At 62.1% G+C, this 17,518-nt stretch carries 14 protein-coding genes and 1 pseudogene; 7 read left to right on the plus strand and 8 right to left on the minus strand.

Annotation, left to right across the window (positions count from 1 at the left end; translation table 11 throughout):
* Nucleotides 1-3: 3 nt before the first annotated feature.
* The 4 genes from GPJ75_RS23125 to GPJ75_RS23140 all read right to left on the minus strand — a co-directional run bounded on the left by GPJ75_RS23125 (nucleotide 4) and on the right by GPJ75_RS23140 (nucleotide 4,700).
* A complete protein-coding gene (locus GPJ75_RS23125; protein WP_163271808.1) occupies nucleotides 4-1,767 on the minus strand; it encodes a UGSC family (seleno)protein in 1,764 nt (587 codons plus the stop codon).
* 37 nt (nucleotides 1,768-1,804) lie between these two features.
* Nucleotides 1,805-2,641 carry an enoyl-CoA hydratase/isomerase family protein gene (locus GPJ75_RS23130; RefSeq protein WP_163271810.1) on the minus strand — a complete coding sequence of 279 codons (837 nt, stop codon included), beginning with the start codon at nucleotides 2,639-2,641 and terminating at the stop codon, nucleotides 1,805-1,807.
* A complete protein-coding gene (locus GPJ75_RS23135) occupies nucleotides 2,638-3,456 on the minus strand; it encodes an SDR family oxidoreductase (protein WP_163271812.1) in 819 nt (272 codons plus the stop codon). Before GPJ75_RS23135 ends, GPJ75_RS23130 begins: the two co-directional genes overlap by 4 nt.
* A gap of 257 nt (nucleotides 3,457-3,713) precedes the next feature.
* The gene (locus GPJ75_RS23140; protein WP_163271814.1) at nucleotides 3,714-4,700 is read right to left on the minus strand and encodes a Bug family tripartite tricarboxylate transporter substrate binding protein; all 987 of its coding nucleotides are present in this window, start codon (nucleotides 4,698-4,700) and stop codon (nucleotides 3,714-3,716) included.
* Between the two features lie 412 nt (nucleotides 4,701-5,112).
* Between GPJ75_RS23140 and GPJ75_RS23145 the strand changes: the two genes are divergently transcribed.
* The 3 genes from GPJ75_RS23145 (at nucleotide 5,113) to GPJ75_RS23155 (ending at nucleotide 9,184) form a co-directional block, all read left to right on the plus strand.
* A complete protein-coding gene (locus tag GPJ75_RS23145) occupies nucleotides 5,113-5,892 on the plus strand; it encodes an enoyl-CoA hydratase-related protein (RefSeq protein ID WP_163271816.1) in 780 nt (259 codons plus the stop codon).
* Nucleotides 5,893-5,992: 100 nt separating this feature from the next.
* Nucleotides 5,993-6,946, plus strand: coding sequence for a thioredoxin-disulfide reductase (gene trxB / locus GPJ75_RS23150; RefSeq protein WP_163271818.1), 954 nt, complete (start codon nucleotides 5,993-5,995; stop codon nucleotides 6,944-6,946).
* 603 nt (nucleotides 6,947-7,549) lie between these two features.
* Nucleotides 7,550-9,184 (plus strand): hypothetical protein, encoded by a 1,635-nt coding sequence (locus GPJ75_RS23155; protein ID WP_163271820.1) that lies wholly within the window; start codon nucleotides 7,550-7,552, stop codon nucleotides 9,182-9,184.
* Between the two features lie 368 nt (nucleotides 9,185-9,552).
* Here the strand turns inward: GPJ75_RS23155 and GPJ75_RS23160 are convergent.
* The 4 genes and pseudogenes from GPJ75_RS23160 to GPJ75_RS23175 all read right to left on the minus strand — a co-directional run.
* A pseudogene (locus GPJ75_RS23160) lies at nucleotides 9,553-9,842 on the minus strand (transposase domain-containing protein); the annotation flags it as partial.
* A gap of 433 nt (nucleotides 9,843-10,275) precedes the next feature.
* A complete protein-coding gene (locus GPJ75_RS23165) occupies nucleotides 10,276-11,379 on the minus strand; it encodes a mandelate racemase/muconate lactonizing enzyme family protein (RefSeq protein WP_163271822.1) in 1,104 nt (367 codons plus the stop codon).
* 56 nt (nucleotides 11,380-11,435) lie between these two features.
* Nucleotides 11,436-12,413 (minus strand): bifunctional Delta(1)-pyrroline-2-carboxylate/Delta(1)-piperideine-2-carboxylate reductase, encoded by a 978-nt coding sequence (gene lhpI, locus GPJ75_RS23170; RefSeq protein WP_163271904.1) that lies wholly within the window; start codon nucleotides 12,411-12,413, stop codon nucleotides 11,436-11,438.
* Nucleotides 12,414-12,559: 146 nt separating this feature from the next.
* Complete coding sequence (locus tag GPJ75_RS23175; RefSeq protein ID WP_163271824.1) at nucleotides 12,560-13,618, minus strand: dipeptidase; 1,059 nt, start codon at nucleotides 13,616-13,618, stop codon at nucleotides 12,560-12,562.
* Nucleotides 13,619-13,713: 95 nt separating this feature from the next.
* On the opposite strand from GPJ75_RS23175, the gene GPJ75_RS23180 reads away from it, so the two are divergent.
* The 4 genes from GPJ75_RS23180 (at nucleotide 13,714) to GPJ75_RS23195 (ending at nucleotide 17,504) form a co-directional block, all read left to right on the plus strand.
* Nucleotides 13,714-14,631: a LysR family transcriptional regulator gene (locus GPJ75_RS23180; RefSeq protein WP_163271826.1), complete on the plus strand. Its 918-nt coding sequence runs from the start codon at nucleotides 13,714-13,716 to the stop codon at nucleotides 14,629-14,631.
* 73 nt (nucleotides 14,632-14,704) lie between these two features.
* Nucleotides 14,705-15,700, plus strand: coding sequence for a TRAP transporter substrate-binding protein (locus tag GPJ75_RS23185; protein ID WP_163271828.1), 996 nt, complete (start codon nucleotides 14,705-14,707; stop codon nucleotides 15,698-15,700).
* Nucleotides 15,701-15,711: 11 nt separating this feature from the next.
* Nucleotides 15,712-16,209 carry a TRAP transporter small permease subunit gene (locus tag GPJ75_RS23190; protein WP_163271830.1) on the plus strand — a complete coding sequence of 166 codons (498 nt, stop codon included), beginning with the start codon at nucleotides 15,712-15,714 and terminating at the stop codon, nucleotides 16,207-16,209.
* Nucleotides 16,209-17,504 (plus strand): TRAP transporter large permease, encoded by a 1,296-nt coding sequence (locus GPJ75_RS23195; protein WP_163271832.1) that lies wholly within the window; start codon nucleotides 16,209-16,211, stop codon nucleotides 17,502-17,504. The genes GPJ75_RS23190 and GPJ75_RS23195 overlap by 1 nt, the downstream gene beginning before the upstream one ends.
* Nucleotides 17,505-17,518 lie beyond the last annotated feature (14 nt).

Here is a 17,518-nt window from a genome sequence, read left to right on the forward strand (position 1 = left end):
GCGTCAGGCATGCGATACGGCGGCCGGCCGGCTCTCCGAAAGGCGCCGGTCCCAGTCCCGTGGCAAGCGGACAGGCTTGCTGACCGGCGCGCCCTGGTTGTGGTTGCACATGTAGGCCCGCGATTGATTGCGGTCGGGATCGCCCGCGATGATGAATTCGACGGCATCCGGGGTAAGGAAGAAATCCACGATCCGGTCGGGGTCGTCGGAGTCGAGGTATTTCGCCGGCAGCACACCCTGCTTGACCAGGGTCTTCAGATTGAACTGCCTGTTCCCGGTCGCCTGGCCGAAATGCTCGGCCGTCCCGGCGGTGATCCCGGCGTTATTCCAGAGGTACTGCCGGATATCATCCTTGCTCCATTCCCGTGCGACCACGCTGGCCACCAGCGGGGATAGGACCAGCAGGTAGTGCCCGACGCCATGCTTAAAATCCAGCGGCACCCAGGACGAGAAGGTCCGCACCATGACCTGCATCCAGTCCCGGACATGATCCTCCGGCCGGTCGCCGGAACTGTAGATGGCCGGAGAGATGGCCACGACGCTGCGGACCGTCACGACATTTTCGCCGGCGTCGTAGCCACGATCCTCGGCATGGGTGGGCCACCCGATATCTCGGGCGCTCTCTTCGTCTTCGGCGAGGGCGACGAGGAAACTTTGGCCGATGCTCGCCTTGTCGCCGGCGCCGGGCGGAATGCGGTAGCCGCAGATATTTCGCAGGTAAAGTCGCACGAAACGCCCGATGCTGGAATTGGCGCGGCGGCCGACACGCATCACGCCCTGTCCGGAATGCAGGCCGAGCTGATCGGCGATCGGGCCGCTGACGGTGACCAGCGGCTCCCACCCCGGCGTCGTGCCGCAGGAGTTGATCCGGAAGGTCGGATCGCACATGGCCTCGACGATGGCGACAAGGACCGGCATGTATTCCGGCCGGCATCCGGCCATGACGCCGGTGACGGCGATGCTGTGAATGGTCGCCTCACGGCCCTCAACGGGAACGGTGCCGAACGAGTCGGTCGGCGCCCGGTCGGCGAACGACAAAAACCCGTTCACCCGTTCTGGCGTAGGCGGGACAATAGGCAGCCCGTCGCTCCACAGATTCGCGTCGAAGTGATCCTGCACCTCGTCAAAGCTGCCGGTGAAGACGACGGAACCCGGTTCCGGCTCTGCCGGCTCCACCTGCCGGGAAGCGTCGAGCCGCGCGGTGAAGGCTTCGACCAGCTCCGGGGCGGTCGTCTCGTTTACCTTTTCGGTCACGAGCTCAACACTGTCGACGCTGGGATGGCCGGGATATTCGACGATCTTGAGCGGAAGGCCGAGGCCCCGCGCAACGATCTCCGCCTGCGCTAGGAAACCGGTTGCGACCACCGAAACGGTCGCGATGCCCAGCTTCTCGATCATGGCGGCCACCCGCATGACGGCGGGCGTGCAGCCGCCGCAGGCGCCGATGCCGACGATGGCCGCGTCGCAACCCAATTCCTTCAGCTTCCCCGGCAACGCGTCGATAACGGCCTGTCCCCGTGGGCCGTGGAAGTTTCCGAAGACCGAGTAATCGACGATCTTCACCCCGTGAAAGCGATTCTTCAGATGCTCCCGGAACAGAGGATACATGACTTCGCCACGAAAATTCATATCCCAGAGCTCGCAGATCGTCTTGCCGCTGAGGTCGATGGGCCGGGCTGCGGCGTTGTCGCCAGAGACCGTACGCGGGCTGAGAGGCCAGACAACTTCGTAGCGCGGCTCGCTCGGTCTGCCAGTGCTGTATCCCATATCGATCTCCCTGAGGCCGGCCGCCGGGCGCCGGTCGCTAGGTCTTCATGGACGGCGGCAAGCCGTCATTATGCCCGTTGGCCCGCACTGCGCCAACGTGATCCGGAAGACGCTTTTCGATGAGCGCTGCAAGGCCCTCGCGGAATTCCGGGCTGGACATCGCCAGCACCTGCCCGAAGTCCTCGTATTGCATCATTTCCGTCAGACTGCTTTCGAAGGATCTCAAGATGAGCTGCTTGGCAAGCCCCATCACCTCTGCGGGGCCGTTGGCCAGCTTCTCGGCAAGCGCAATGCCCTCGGCATCGACCTCATCGTCGGGAACGGCCTTCAGCGCCAGCCCAAGCTCGACGACGTCACAGGCGCTCCACTCGGCGTTGGAGAAAAGGAAATTCCGGGTGCGCGACAGTCCGATCATGCGGGGCAGGGTGAACATCGTCAAGCAATCGGGCACGACGCCGAGGCGGAAGAAGCCGGCACTGAACTTCGCGCTTTTCCCAACGATCAGGAGATCCGACATGAGGGCAAGGCCCAGCCCGCCGCCGATGGCCATTCCTCGCACGCCGCAGACAACCGGACGGTTAAGCGCAGTCAGCGGCGGGAAAAGACCCGCCGCATGCTGGAACCGGCGGTGTACCGGCCAAGGGTCAGCCGCCTTGGTCAGCATGCGCAGGTCGCCCCCGGAGCAGAAATTCGCTCCCTTTCCGGTCAGGTAGATTGCCCGGACCGTATGGTCGTCTTCGATGGTCCGGGTGACGTCCCTTAGCGAAAAGCGCATTTCCCTGGTCAGGGAGTTGCTCGCCTGGACATTGTCCAGCCGGACGACCAGGATGCCGCCCCGGCGCTCGGTCTCGAGATGAGGGTAACTGGTGATCATGCCGTTTCCTTCCACAGGCCTTCTGGAACGTATCCCGTGCTGGCACGGCTGCGGTTGCGACCGCCGTCAACAACGAGATCGGCGCCGGTAACATACTGGCCGGCATCCGAGCACAGGAAGACCGCGGCGTTGGCGATGTCGCTGGTCTGACCGAACTTGCCGAGCGGGATCGATCCCAGTTCCAGCGCCTTGCGCCCCTGGTCTTCATAGATGCGCCGGACGCCCTCGGTGTCGCCGATTGCGCCGGGGGCGATGGTGTTGCAGCGGATGCCGTCCCGTCCCCATTCCGCGCTGAGTGTCCGTATCAGTGACATGATCCCGGCCTTCGCCGCACCGGCATGGGCGCATCCCGGCCAGCCCTCGAGCGCCCGGGTGGTTGAGATCGCAAGGAAACGACCGCCGAATCTCGACGCCTTCAGAGCTTCATAGGAGGCGCGGGCGCAGAAGAACGTTCCGTTGAGGTCGATGTCGATGACCACCTTCCACGCGTTCGGCGACATTTCCGCCGCAGGCACGACGAAGTTTCCCGCGGCGTTCGCGACCACGATGTCGAGCGATCCGTAGATCTCGCCGGCGGTCTTCACGGCAGCCTCGACCTCTTCGTATTTGCGCACGTCGCACTTCACGCGGGCGGCCTCGGCGCCAAGACATCTCAACTCCTCCAGGGCGGAGTCCAGCCGTTCGACATTCCGGCTCGCCAGGAGAAGCTTTGCGCCCGCCGCGGCGAGTGCCTTCGCGATCCCAAGGCCAATGCCGCTGCCGCCACCGGTAATGAGCGCCACCCGGCCCGCCAACGCATCTTTGGTATAGGTCATCTTCTTGCTCCCGGTTACTGGATCGCGGCCGACCGACGCCCGCGAAAGGTCGTCGTCAGCCACCGCCATTCAAGCAATAGCTGTGCCAAAGAGGGGGCGTCGTTTCGTGTTCGATGCCATCCTCTTTGGCGTAGGCGCCAGGAGGTCTGCCTAGCGGGCGAAAGGAAGCCGGGCCCAGCTTCGGAAGCTCAGTGGCCGGGCCCAGTCTCGGCAGGTGCAAGGGCGCGTCACGTCGCGTGCCCCCGCCCCGGCAGGGGTCATTTCGCCGCCGTGTTGAACTCTTCGGCGATCTTCTTGCCCCGCTCGATCTCGCTTTTCAGGATAGCGACGACTTCGTCCGGCGTGCTCGCCTCGGCGTCAAGCCCGCGGCCGCGGAAGGTTTTCTGCGCTTCCGGCGAATTCAGGAAATTGACGGCCGCCTGGTTCAGCCTGTTGACGATGTCCTGGGGAACGCCGGCCGGTGCCCAGAGAACCTGCGCGCTAGCGGCTTCGGCATCGGTCACCCCAGCTTCGGTGATGCTCCGCAGATCCGGGACGAGCGGAGAGCGTTCGTTAGCCATGACAGCGAGCATCTCGAGCCGGCCCGAATCCACATGCGGCTGGAGTAGGCCGATGGTTCCGAAGGTGACCATGACCTCGCCGGACACCGCCGCCGTGATCGCCTGGCCGGAACCCTTGTAGGGGATATACCGGATGTCCAGATCGCCGGCGCGCGTCTTGAACAGCTCACCCGCGCGATGGTGTGCCGAGCCCACCTGGCCCGCCGAATAGGTGAGCTTTCCAGGACTCTCCTTTGCATAGGCGATCAGGTCCTCGACCGTTTCGATCCCGAGATCGGTGTTGACGGCAAGAATGCTGGGCGATCCCGCGATCGTCGTGATCGGCTGCAGGTCCCTAAGGGTGTCATAGGTGGCGACATCAGGCTGTAGGAGCGGGAACATCCAAAGGCCGCTGCCGTAGAACAGGAGCGTATAACCGTCGGGTTCCGCCTTGGTCACGGCCTCGATGCCGACGAGGTTGGAGCGGTTCTCGACCACGAACGGCTGCCCCAGTTCCTTCTCCAGCCCCTCTGCGAGCACGCGCGCCGCCCAGTCGCCGCTGCCGCCCGCGGACGGCGCGAAGAGCTGCACAGCCTTAGTCGGGTAATCTTGGGCGTGGCCGGCACCGCCCGCGACGGCCAAGGCGATTGCCGCGAATGTCGCGATAAGTCCGCGACGACCCCAGGTGTTGATGTTGCGGTTCATTTTCATTCCTCCCTGTTCATCGATGTTCACGCCACACCTCTTTGCTACGAATTCACGAGCCGGATTTCGGTGGCCCGGGTGCTGGCGAATGCGCATCAGAATGGGTCGGACAGCATCGTTCGGACTGCACGTGATCTTCCATCTCGACACATCTGCGCGTGCGATCGTTGCCGCAATTCCTGTGCCATGTCGCAAGCCGATGGCGTTTCCGAGAGGGCGTGCAGGGGACAGGCGGCCCTGCCATCAGGCCGATGCGTGGGCAGGTACGACGACCACAGGCATGGCACGGCTATTGCTACGTCCGACCAGGCGGGCTTTGCGCCGCATGAGGGGCGGTCGTTCCGGTCGGTATCGGGACGAAGCGTCGTGTCGGCAACATGCGTGAGGCAGGCACAGCAATGGCGGAGGTTTCATGGGATTCGAGGAGATCACCTATAGCGAGGACGGCCCGATCGGCACGCTCACGCTCAACCGTCCCGGTGACGGAAACATGTTCACGGCCCGCATGTGCCACGAGGTGCGGGATTGTCTAAACGCGGTGCGCCGCGAAACACGGACGAGGGTTATCGTGTTGACCGGAGCCGGCGAGAAGTTCTTCTGCCTTGGCGGCCGCAAGGACGGCATGGAGGATACGCTTCTGTATGCAGGCGTGCTGCCGACGCTCGAGATGTACGAGGCCATCGACCGTCTCCAGAAGCCGGTCATCGCGTCAGTCAATGGCTATGCCGTCGGCGGCGGCAATGTTCTGCAGATGGTCTGCGACATCACGATCGCCAAGGAGAGCGCGATCTTCAGGCAGGTCGGGCCGATGATGGGCAGCTTCGATGCCGGTTATGGAACTTGGTATCTCGAAGACCTGGTCGGCAAGAAGCGCGCCAAGGAGATGTGGTACCGCAACCCGAAACTCTCTGCCGCCGAAGCGCTGGAATGGGGATTGATCAATCACGTGGTGCCGGATGACGAGCTCGAGAGCGCGACCCGCAAGCTGGCGCTCGAAATCGCCGATCGGGGCGCCTTGGCTCTGGCCTCTGTGAAGGCGGCCTTCAATGCGCGTCACGGCGGGGTCTCCGGCCTGTCGCGGATGGCGCACGACCTGCTGCTGCGGACCTATCTCGAGACCGAAGAGCACCACGAGCTGTCAGCCGCCTTCGCCGAGCGGCGCGCACCCGACACGGACAAGTTCGGTCACTGATCCGGGGCCGGGTTGGCACGCATTTTGCGGATTTCAGGACGATCGCCGGCAGGGGTTGACGGACCGGCGGCAAACCACCGAGACGGAGCGCAACAAGGACATGTCTTCTTCTGCCCGACACTTCCGCCTTTTAATCCTGGGCTCCGGGCCGGCAGGTTACACGGCCGCCATCTATGCGGCGCGCGCCGGGCTGGCGCCGGCGCTGATCAGCGGCTGGATGCCAGGCGGGCAGTTGATGATCACGACCGATGTCGAAAACTGGCCGGCCGACGCCAATGCCGTCAACGGACCTGAGCTTATGGCCCGTTTCGCGCAGCATGCCGAGCAACTCGGGACGGAATTGCTCACCGACCAGATCGTGTCGGTTGAGCTGGGCGCCCGACCGTTCCGCCTGATAGGCGAGTTGCAGGAATACACCTGTCACGCGCTGATTGTCGCAACCGGTGCCACCGCGCGCTACCTCGGCCTCGACAAGGAGCAGGAGCTTTTGGGTCGCGGCGTCTCTCCTTGCGCGGTTTGCGACGGCTACCCATTCAAGGGCAAGCGGGTCGCCATGGTCGGTGGAGGCAACACCGCCGTCGAGGAAGCGCTCTACATGAGCAACATCGCCGAGCATGTGACGGTCGTTCACCGCCGCGACCAGTTCCGCGCGGACAAGATCCTCGTCGACCGGCTCTTGGAGAAGGTAGACGAGGGTTCCGTGTCGATCATCTGGGATCACGTGGTCGAGGAAATCCTCAGTGACGACGGCGGCGTGATCGGGATCGCCCTTAAGTCCACCAAGACCGGCATCCGGCAAGAGCGCGAGGTCTCGGCGATGTTCGTCGCCATCGGGCACACGCCCAACACCGGGATCTTTAAGGGCCAGCTTGAGATGGAAAACGGCTATATCGTCACCAAGGGCGGGCGCGCCGGGGGGGCGACCCGCACCAGCATCGACGGCGTCTTCGCCGCGGGCGACGTGCAGGACATGATCTATCGTCAGGCGGTGACGAGCGCGGCCAGCGGCTGCATGGCGGCTCTCGACGCGGAGCGGTATCTGAGCCGGTTCTAGGACCCGAGCAGGGGGCTCTCACGAGCAATGTGTCCGGTTGCGTCTCGCAAAGGCGTCGCCGTACGACAATCACGTGTTTTACGGGGATGAAGCCTTTGGTCCTCCGGTTGGCGCGCGCTGCCTTCGGCGCATTGGGTATGAGCGGCCGGATGCTGCTGTCGTCGGGGAACAGGTTGATGATGACCGCGTTCGGCCATACCGGCAGCAAGCATCTGCTCGGGGCGGTTCGCCATTGGAGGCCGGTACGCAATTTGCCGGGTCGCGGTAGTCGGGCGCGTGCCCCTCTTGTGCAACAGAGCCGTCGACATGGCACAAGATTTGCGCCGCCCTTGCCAGGCTTCACTAGGATAAGGCGATCCTACCGCCATTCGCCGTATGCCCTACGAGAACCGAATGAATCGGGAGCAGGCGCGCAAATTTGCGATCTCCACCCTTCGGTGCACTGGCGAACAAGTAGCAGCCGGCCAATTCGGCGAAGCGTGAAATGAGGCGGGCGTCAACTAGCGCCGCCTATGAAACTGCACTTGAGCTCCGCCCTATGGAGCACCGTGGGAGAATGTGATGCCGCGGTGCAATAGAATGCGGAAAACGGGAGGAACTTCCATGTCAACCAAATCACTAGCTCGCGGTTCATTGTCGTTGTTGCTGTCGTCGCTGGTTCCGGCGGCCGCGCTTATGCTGCCTGTCTCGCCGGCCAAAGGACAAAGCTTCGTCAATCCCGGCAATCCCCCGCCCGACTGCACTAGCATATTTCCCGAACTGGAAAGCGAGCGGGTCTGGCCAGGATACTTGGCACAGTGGGACTCTGGCGAGATCTGTATTCCATTCACGCCTACAGATCATCTGCGACCGGCTGACTACTCTGGCGGCGACTACTACGTCGAGGAATTTACCGACAGCCGGATAGCGGAGAGATGGCAGGAGTGCAAACAAGACCCTGCATGCGCAGAGCGCTACTTGGAAGCTGCGAGGCGATCCACCCGGTTTGTGGAGCGTAAAACCGGTACCGTTGACAGTTTCGGCGCCATTGATCCGGAAGGAGATGTCGATCTGGCCGACATTCGGCGCCCGATCTATTTCGGCGCGGAGCAATTCGCCGAACCCATTGCCGCTGCCGACGCCAGCACTTACATCGTCGAATTCACCGCGCCGCGCGACGGATACGAGCGCGAGCATCTGGGGATGACCGATACGATCAAGCTGCGCGGCTGGTACATCCAAGGCGAAGGCGTCGACGACGGCAATGGGAAGAAGGTCCGCGCGCTCATCGTCGTCAACAATGGCGGCGGTTCCGAAATCACCGCACTCGCGCATCGCTGGTACGAACTCGACGCGGCGACCGGCGGATATATGCCGAGACAGGGCGATCTCGCCAATGAATCCTCGGGCATGGCGCCCTGGCGCTATCACGTCCATGATCTCTACGCCGCCGGGTTCGACGTGCTGTACACGGACCGGCGCGGCAACGGAATCTCCGGCGGTGTTGCGGGCTACAACAACCTGGTCGAGCAGGCGAACGACATCTTTCGCATGATGGAGCAGCTGAACAGCGGCGATGGTCTCCGCATCCTGACGCCGGTGGGCGAAGCGCTGGAAGGCGCGGCGGCCGCCCGCGTGCCGACCGGAGGCGTGAGCCCGTATGAGCTGCCGACGGTGGTGATGGGCTATTCGCGCGGAAACTATGCAGCGCAGTGGTTCATGCACAAGAACTTCGTGGAGAACTGCGATTACGGCCCGGCCGGAAAGACCTGCAAGGAGGCGGTCGGGTTGGCGAATATTCGCGGAGCCATCGTCTATGGCCCGAACGTTGGTAGTCTCGGATATCGTTATGCCGCCGACGGCGAGGACGTTCGTGAGGCCGCACTCCGCCACGAGTTCTATATTGCGCAGCTCCACGACAGCGATGTGCTCGCAAATATCCACAAGTGGCCCGGGCTGCAGATCATCAGGGGCACATTTGACGACGTCGAAGGGTTGGAGGGCTCGCTCTATGGTTATCGGCGGATCACGGGACTGAAAGACATATCGGTCTTCGCTGGCCAGCACGGATTAACGCGCCACCCGCCCGAAATCATGGATCATGTTGGAGAGCGCATGGTGGCGTTCGCTACCGCTGCGGTACTTGGACATGACGAGGTTGATGGCAGCAAGGACCCCGCGGACCTGAAGGAGCTCGTGTTATCGGCGCCGCAGCTCTGGGACATGGGCATAGGAAAAACAAACTGGAAGCCCCTTTGACACTTTGAACGGTCGGCTGCCACTCAATTAAGGACCGCACCTTCGTCCGTCCGGGTGCGCAGAGCATCTGACTGACGAAAGTCGGATGAAAGGCTGGCGCGCGCAAATCCGCGATGGCCAGTAATGAATGCGGGCACCAATTTTAAATCGCACGGAGACAGGAGCTCTGGGTTCCTAGCAAAGCGGAGGGGGGCAGTGCCAAAGTGAAATAGAATGCAAAAAGGGATTAACGCCCGTGTCAATGAATTGTACGCCTTCGAGGAAGGCCGCTTGGTTGTCGCATGCGCGCGTGACAGCGTGCCGCTATGATGGCTAGCGGCTCAGGCGGCCTCGGCGGCCACTGGTTTTTCGCTCTGCTGCTTCCAGGTCTAGGGCAGCAGATCGTGGATGCGATTCTGTGGGTGGACCGGCATGCGGGCGAAGGCGTCAGCGAGCCACGTCTGCGGGTCGACGTCGTTGAGACGCGCCGTCTGGATCCGCGTGATCATGACGGCGGCCCGTTCGGAGCCGGCGAACAGCATGCCCGTCTGCCCAGGGCCGGTCCCAGCAAGGCGCGTTCGGCCGCGTTGTTGCTGAGACAGATCCGACCGTCCTCGGCGAAGCGCGTGAAGTCGCTCCAGCGCTTGAGCAGGTAGTCGATCGGTCCGGCGACGGAGGATGGGGAAACAAAGTCTCCCGCATGCAGAACGCTGATGCAGCGGGCGGCGAGGCCGAGATCTTATGCAGAGGCCGCCTCCCTTCGGGCTGGGTCTTGAGCTGTTGTTCGTCGCAACCGGTGCCACCGCGCGCTACCTCGGGCTCGCCGCGGTTCGGACCGGGTGTGAATCGGCACCGAACGACGACCCTACGCCAAAGGCCCGATAAGGGCCTTGGTTTTGCGAGGGAAGTGAGAACCCCGAGGGGCGCCGTCGGCGCCGGTGCTGGCCCTGGGTAGTGTGCTGCATATTTCCAAGTAATATCATGTATTTGCTGCCAATCCACATGGGGCAACCTTCAGTGCTGATTCACAGGTAGTGAGCAGATAGCATTCTATTCCGCCGCTGAAACGGCTTGAAGTCCAAGCCGCGGCGGCCTCGTCCGGGTCGATGTGATCACGAGATAACTGCTAGCGGCGAACCCAGAAGCGACTTGTCGACCTCGATGCCAAGACCGGCTCCCTTTGGAGCCGAGCCCAAGCCAGCTTCTGACCGTGGCTGGTAGCCTGCGACGTGCTCGTTTGTCCAATCGTTGAAGAACGAGGCGTGCATCAGTGACACCGGCAGGGAGCTGGCGGCCACATGGGCAACGGCGGCGGAAATCACGTCGCCGCCCCACATGTCCTCGATGCAGAAGGTCATGCCGAGGTCCTGCGCCTGGTTGCGCATGGCGACCGCGGCACTGATCCCGCCCACCCGGCCGAGCTTGATGTTGATCGATCCGGCTTTCGCCTCGTATTTGGCCCGATAGAGGTCGGCGGAGGTGACAACGCTCTCGTCCATGATCAGGGGCAGGGGCGTCATCGTTCTAACGATCGCGCAATCGGCCATTTCCCGGCACGGCTGTTCCACATAGAGATCCAGCCCTTCCAAAAGACGCACTGCTATGATCGCATCCTGCAAGTTCCAGCCGCCGTTGGAGTCGGCGATGACGACCATATCGTCGGACGCCGAATCCATGACGGAGCGGCAGCGCGCCGCGTCTTCGTAGGGATCGTTGCCGACCTTGAGCTGGAACCGACGAATGCCCGCGTTTCCGCGGGTCGTCACATACCGTGCCATTTCCTCTGGCGAGGCCAGCGGAACGGCCTCGTAAAGCGGAAAGGTGTCTTGCTGCACACCGCCGAGCAACGCGGCTATGGGGAGGTTGACCGACTTGCCGAACAGGTCCCAGCAAGCGATGTCGATGGCGCTCTTCGCGTTGTTATGCCCCATCAAAACGCCGTTCATCGCACGGCCGATCATGGTGGTGTTGGTGGGATCCTGTCCGATCAGATGCGGTGCCAGCTCCTGGAGCGCAGCGCGGGTGCTGCCGTGGAACGTGGGGAGATACGTTCCCGACAGGGTCGCCGTTTCGCCCCAGCCTTCAAGGCCGGTGTCCGTGAGCACCCTGACCAGGGTCGAGTCCTGATGAGTGGCGGCACGGCCTCCGGACATGACATATTCGCCGTGGGCGTAGGAGAGCTTGTATCCGTAGGCTTCAATGGACTTGATCTTCATGATTTTCGTTCCGGAGATGTTTCGATGTTAGATAGCGGTGAGGGGAAGCGGTCAGCTCAAGCGCCCTTTAGGTTCCGGTATGCGAGCGCTCCGGCTGCCAGATCGGACAGGCCGGTGCCCACGGCCTTGAAGACGGTAATCTCGTCTTCCGACTTGCGGCCGGGAAGGCGCCCGGAGCACAGATCGGACAATGTGCCGACGATGTCGGATTCCTTGATGCGCCCGGCCTTGATCGGACCAATGAGATCACCCGTTTCCCGGAACGCGTCGGTCGAGTCGATATAGACCGAGCCCCTTGCGATACATTCGTCATCGGCCTCGCGCATGTGAGGGGTGAAGCTTCCGATGAGATCAAGATGGGTGCCTGGGGCCAGCCACTCGAACCTGATGAGCGGCTCGGTGGAAAGTGTGGCGCAGGAGATGATGTCCGCCGCGCGGACCGCCTCTTCCAGGTCGTAGGTCACCTGTGCGGCGATGCCTTGGGCGTTGAGCGTGGCCACGAGCTTCTCGCTGGACGTGCGTTCGCGATCCCAAACCGTTATGTCTTCAATATCACGTACGCATTTGAACGCGTAGGGACTGAGCGAGCCGATCCGGCCCGCCCCGACGATCAACAGGCGACGCGCGTCTGCGCGCGCCAGGTAAGAGGCGGCGAGCGCCGCCACGCCGACAGTTCGCCGCCCCGTGATCTGATTGCCGTCGATGAGGGCCAGGTGCTCGCCGGTCGTCCCGTCACACAGCATGTATGTCGAATGCAGACCAGGCAGCCTGCGGGCGGTGTTGCCGGGAAAGATCGTCACGATCTTGACGCCGATCACCCCGCCATTGGTCTGCCAGGAGGGCATGAGCAATAGCGTTGCTTCGGTTCCGTCGGCTTGCGAGATGGAATGGTGGTGTCGCAAAGGCACCTTGGCATCTTGCGCGAAGGCGTCGCGGATAGCGGGGATCAGTTGATCGTACGGCAATGCCGCGGCCGCCTGCTCAGGACCGAATACCGGAATCGTGGCGGAAGCACCCGCTGTTTCGTTGGTCATGAAGTTCAATCTCCTTGTACTACGCGGGTCATCAAACCACGCGCCAGAGAACCGGGGCCGCGGATGAAGACGGTGCCGTAGCCGGTCATCTGGGCGCCGCGTGTGATGACCGGGGGTTGCCTGTCTGTCGACGATTTTCGCCTCCGTCAGGCGCCCCACACCTCTTCGAGCACGCGCAGCCAGTTCAGGCCAAGCACCTTGCGGATATCCTCGGCGCCGTAGCCGCGTCGGTCCAGTTCCTCCGTCAGGGCGGGCAGCTTTTCGGGCGTCTCCATTCCCTGCGGGTAGAAATGGGGCGGACGCGGGTAGCAATCCCCGCCCCAGCTGCCCGTTTCTGCCCATTGATCATAGTCGGCAATGGACTTTTCGTCCGGGCAAATGCCGTTTTGGCCGATGTAATAGTCTATGGCGAGCGCCGCGTGGTCGATGCCGCAGACTTCGACGATTTTGTCAATGTGGTTGGCGAAATCGCCGATGGTCGGCCGTTCGCCCTCTTTGACCAGAAAACCTGGATACCCGGTCACCCCGATCACCCCGCGAGTGTCGGCCACGGCCTTGAGCGTGGCATCGTCAGCGTTGCGGCTGCAGGCATAGACGCTGGAAGCGTTGGTATGGGAGAAGATGATCGGGCCCTCATTGAGTTCAATCGCCTCCATGACCGATCTCTGTCCGGTATGGGACACATCGACGATGATTCGCAGGTCGTTGCAGCGCCGGATCAGGCGGCGGCCGAAAGCACTCAGTCCGGCGTCGCTTTCTTCCAGGGCGCCGTCGGCCACGCGATTGCGGGTGTTGTAGGTCAGTTGCACAATGCCGACCCCGAGCGCCTTGTAGATGTTGAGGAGATTGAGGTCGTCGTCCACCGGATCGGCTCCCTGGAAATGCAGGATCACCGCAGTCTTGCCCTCCGCCTTCGCCGTCCTGATGTCGGCGGCGGTGCGCGCGAGGATCAGGTCGTCCGAGCGGCGGATGTGCTCGAGCCAGGACCCGATCTCCTTCATTGCCGTACCCGAGGGCGACCAGCCGCCGACGGTAGGGGTCACTGCCGTCGCTCCGCCGGCCCGGTAGAGCGGCATCCATTTCTTTTCCATCAGGAGAGGACAGACCAGGTCGACGATGATCGCGTCCTCATGGAGGGCTTTGAGGTCAGGCATAGGGGCTCCGAAATGTTTCTTCTTCGCGGCCGGCCGCGTTTGTTGCCGCATCCTATGCATCCAGATTCATCAATAATAATAAAATATTTTTCCGAGATTCCATAAAACATGTATATAGATTTGTGGGCTACGCACAGGACGATTCCATGACCTTGACCCAGATCAAGACTTTTTACCTGGTCGCCACCATGGGCACCTTCCAGAAGGCGGCAGAAAAGCTCAACACTTCCCAGCCCACCGTTTCGGCGAGGATCGTGGCCCTGGAAAGCTGGTTCGGAACGAGCCTGTTCGATCGGTCGACCCATCGCGCCCAGCTGACCGCACAAGGGCGCGCCTTCCTCGACATCGCGCGCCGGATGCTTGATTTGGAAGCGGCGGCCAGATCGGCCGTGGGCAATGGCGGAGAGCTGCAGGGCGTGGTGCGGATCGGGCTGGCCGATACGCTCGCGCTCTCCTGGGTGCCGCGCTTCATGATGTCGTTGCAGGAGCTTTACTCCGACGTGACGTTTGAATTTCAGGTCGGAGCTTCCCCGGTTCTGCGCGATGAACTCGTGCGTCAGTCGCTGGACATCAGCTTCATGGTCGGGCCGGTGGCGGAGCCTAACGTGGTGTGCGAACGCTTATGCGAGACGCCGGTTTCGCTGACCGCGGCGCCCCGGATGGGCCTTCACGGGCGCAAGCTTGGGATCAAGGAAATCTCGCAGCACCAGATACTCACCTTCCAGCGCCGCAGCCAGACCTATCAAAGCCTGATGCGCGCCTTCGATGCGGCACAGCTCAATGTCCGGATCAGCGGGGTGTCGTCCTTGAGTTTTGCGGTCGCGCTCGCGCTCGAAGGATACGGGATCCTCGCGGTGCCCACTGTGTCTATCGAGCGCGAACTCGAGCAGGGTAAGCTGGAGCTTCTGGACAGCGACCTCACCCCTGAAGCGCCCCAATTTGCGGCCTGCTGGGTTTCGGGCCCTTCGGCCGCGGCATCCCAGACGATTGCCGCTCATGCCAGGGACTTTCTCACCGCCTATGCCTCCGAAAATATGATCAATATATTTGATGGAGTGGAATAATTATTTTTATATTTTTTTATATAGTCGGGTCTGTAGGATGAGGGGCATAAAATTCAGAATAAGGGAACATCACATGAAACCGTATTTCTGTTGCGTCCTCGCGATCGGAACCGCACTGGGCCAGACGCCTTCCCTCGCGCAGGTCTCGCTGGAGATGAGCTCCGAGAACGCCCCCACGATCCTGCATGGCCAAGGTGAGCAGGCATTCGTCCAGCGCGTTGAGGAACTGAGCGGCAATGAAATCGAGATCACGCTGCACCAGAGCGGCTCGCTGGGGCTGAAGGCCGCAGACAACCTCGATGCCGTGGCGGACGGCGTTGTCGATATCGCCAGCACCATCAGCGGTGTCCTTGCCGGTACCGAGCCGATTTTTATGCTCGCCAGCCTTCCTTTCGTCGCTCCCTCCACCGAAGACGCGCGCATGCTCTACCAGGCCACGCGCCCCGAATTCGAAGCCTTCTTTGAGGAAAACGGGCAGATCTTGCTCTATGCCGTGCCGTGGCCGGCCTCGGGGATCTTTGCGGATCACCCCATCGATTCCATTGAAGCGCTCAAGGGGCTCAAGATCCGGACCTATGACGCCAACGCGACCCGCACTCTGATCGAAGCCAAAGCCGCGCCGATCCAGCTCGCCTGGACCGATACGATCCCGATGCTGGCCACCGGTGGCGTCGACGCGGTGCTCACTTCGGCCGAAGGTGGGGTTTCCGCCGAATTCTGGGAGCAGCTCAGCGACTTCACCTCGGTGAACTACGCCATGCCCCTTGAAATCACGCATATGAACAAAGACTCCTTCGAAAGGCTTTCGCCCGAACAGCAGGATGCCCTGCTCGAGGCGGCCCGGATCACCGAAGAAGCGGGATGGGAAGCGGTCGTGAACCGCATGGAAGAGAACTTCGCCAAGCTCGAAGAGTACGGCATGACCGTGACGCGGAGCGCACCGGCAAAGGTTCTGTCCTACCTCGCCGCGGCAGGCTCGTCGGTATTGAACGATTGGAAGGAATCCGCTGACGAGGACGCGCAGGCGGCCCTCGCGGAATATGCGTCCAGAGTCGGGCGCGAATACTAATCGGTCGATTCATGCTTCAAACGCTCGACAAGATAGCGGTAACCCTGGCCAAATTGGCCGGGGTTTTCGCCGCATTATCGCTGGTCGCCATGTTCCTTCACATCGTCTACGAGATGATACTGCGGAACCTGTTCGACACCTCGACCTTCGTGCTGGACGAATTCGTTGGCTACGAGGTCTCGGCGATGATGTTCCTAGGCCTCGGCTGGACCTATCTGCGCGGCGAGCTGCTCAAACTCGACCTGTTTTACGAACGTTTGGGCCCGGGAGGGCAACGCCTTCTGAGAGGGTTCGGTGACATTACCGCCCTCGTCCTAACCCTCTTTCTGCTGGTTCATATCGGGGACACGGTCATCACCACCTATAGTCGCGGAACAGTGAGCGCCAGCATCGCCCGCGTCCCACAATTCTTGCCACAATCGATGGTCTTTATCGGGCTGGTGGTCTTTGCGCTGTGCCTGACCACCCGCCTGATGCTCCGGATTGCCGGGCAGGAGGTGCACTCGTGATGCCGGGTGCCGTCGGGCTGATCTTGCTCCTGACGCTCATCGTTTTGCTGCTTCTCCGGTCCTACATCTTCGTTGCGATTCTACTGGTCTCGATCTTTGGGTTGGCGGTATTCCACGGGTTCACCCTGGACCGGATTGGAGCGACCTTGTCGCGGATCCTGTTCCGCGCCTCCAATTCCTGGGAATTGTCGGCGGTGCCGATGTTCGTCTGGATGGGCGAGATTGCCTTGCGGACGTCGGTCATTCCGCGTCTGTTTCGAGGCTTGTCTCCGCTTGTTCGCGGTCTGCCCGGCGGGCTGATCCACACCAACGTGATCGCCAGCACGCTGTTTGCCGCAGTTTCGGGCTCGTCGGCGGCAACCACCGCGACCGTAGGACGGGTTACGTTGCACGAGCTAGAAGAGCGCGGTTTCGACCGCAAACTGTCCATCGGCTCGCTCGCCGGAGCAGGAACCCTTGGCCTCCTCATTCCACCCTCGGTGATGATGATCATCTATGGGCTTCTGGCCGAGGTCTCTATCCTCAGGCTGTTCGCCGCGGGCCTCATCCCGGGGCTCATGATCGCTGCACTCTATTCGGGCTATCTGATCCTTCGCAGCCCCAAAAACCCCGAGGATGGCTTTATCCCGAGCCAGGGCTACATCCTGCACGCCCTAGGCGATCTTGTTCCCATTGCAGTGCTCATTGTGGCGGTCATCGGCGCGATTTATTCGGGCTGGGCAACGCCGTCCGAGGCTGCCGCGGTCGGCGTGCTGGTCAGCTTCGGGCTGGCGGCCGTCATGGGCGAACTGAATTTTGCCCTGATCCGCGACTCGCTGGCTGCCGCCGTGCCGACAGCGACGATGATCTGCATCATTGTGGTGGCGGCCTCGTTCCTGTCGACGGCAATCGGCTTTCTGCACCTGCCGCAGGATGTGGCGGTCTTCATCGTGGGCCTCGGCCTGTCGCCGCTAGCGCTGCTGCTTGCGTTGGGGATATTCTATCTGCTCTTGGGACTGCTGCTGGATGGAATATCGATTGCAGTCATGACCCTTCCCATCGTGCTGCCGATCGTTCAGCTTGCCGGGATCGACCTGATCTGGTTTGGGGTGTTCCTCATTATTCTGGTCGAACTGGGGCAGATGACGCCTCCGATCGGGTTCAACCTGTTCATCCTTCAGTCCATCACCGGCGTGCCGATGCTTGACGTCGCCAGGGCCGCGATCCCCTTCTTCCTGCTTATGCTGTTTGGTGCGGTGCTAATCATCCTATTCCCGAACCTTGCAATATGGTTGCCAACGCTAATTTTCGGCTAACCACCGCCTCCCTC

This window comes from Chelativorans alearensis (genome assembly GCF_010993735.1).
Taxonomy (GTDB): domain Bacteria; phylum Pseudomonadota; class Alphaproteobacteria; order Rhizobiales; family Rhizobiaceae; genus Chelativorans; species Chelativorans alearense.

Coding starts and splice junctions, on each gene's coding strand:
- GPJ75_RS23125 (WP_163271808.1), bottom strand. CDS start 1,767: ATGGGATACAGCACTGGCAGACCGAGCGAGCCGCGCTACGAAGTTGTC.
- GPJ75_RS23130 (WP_163271810.1), bottom strand. CDS start 2,641: ATGATCACCAGTTACCCTCATCTCGAGACCGAGCGCCGGGGCGGCATC.
- GPJ75_RS23135 (WP_163271812.1), bottom strand. CDS start 3,456: ATGACCTATACCAAAGATGCGTTGGCGGGCCGGGTGGCGCTCATTACC.
- GPJ75_RS23140 (WP_163271814.1), bottom strand. CDS start 4,700: ATGAACCGCAACATCAACACCTGGGGTCGTCGCGGACTTATCGCGACA.
- GPJ75_RS23145 (WP_163271816.1), top strand. CDS start 5,113: ATGGGATTCGAGGAGATCACCTATAGCGAGGACGGCCCGATCGGCACG.
- trxB (WP_163271818.1), top strand. CDS start 5,993: ATGTCTTCTTCTGCCCGACACTTCCGCCTTTTAATCCTGGGCTCCGGG.
- GPJ75_RS23155 (WP_163271820.1), top strand. CDS start 7,550: ATGTCAACCAAATCACTAGCTCGCGGTTCATTGTCGTTGTTGCTGTCG.
- GPJ75_RS23165 (WP_163271822.1), bottom strand. CDS start 11,379: ATGAAGATCAAGTCCATTGAAGCCTACGGATACAAGCTCTCCTACGCC.
- lhpI (WP_163271904.1), bottom strand. CDS start 12,413: ATGACCAACGAAACAGCGGGTGCTTCCGCCACGATTCCGGTATTCGGT.
- GPJ75_RS23175 (WP_163271824.1), bottom strand. CDS start 13,618: ATGCGGCAACAAACGCGGCCGGCCGCGAAGAAGAAACATTTCGGAGCC.
- GPJ75_RS23180 (WP_163271826.1), top strand. CDS start 13,714: ATGACCTTGACCCAGATCAAGACTTTTTACCTGGTCGCCACCATGGGC.
- GPJ75_RS23185 (WP_163271828.1), top strand. CDS start 14,705: ATGAAACCGTATTTCTGTTGCGTCCTCGCGATCGGAACCGCACTGGGC.
- GPJ75_RS23190 (WP_163271830.1), top strand. CDS start 15,712: ATGCTTCAAACGCTCGACAAGATAGCGGTAACCCTGGCCAAATTGGCC.
- GPJ75_RS23195 (WP_163271832.1), top strand. CDS start 16,209: ATGCCGGGTGCCGTCGGGCTGATCTTGCTCCTGACGCTCATCGTTTTG.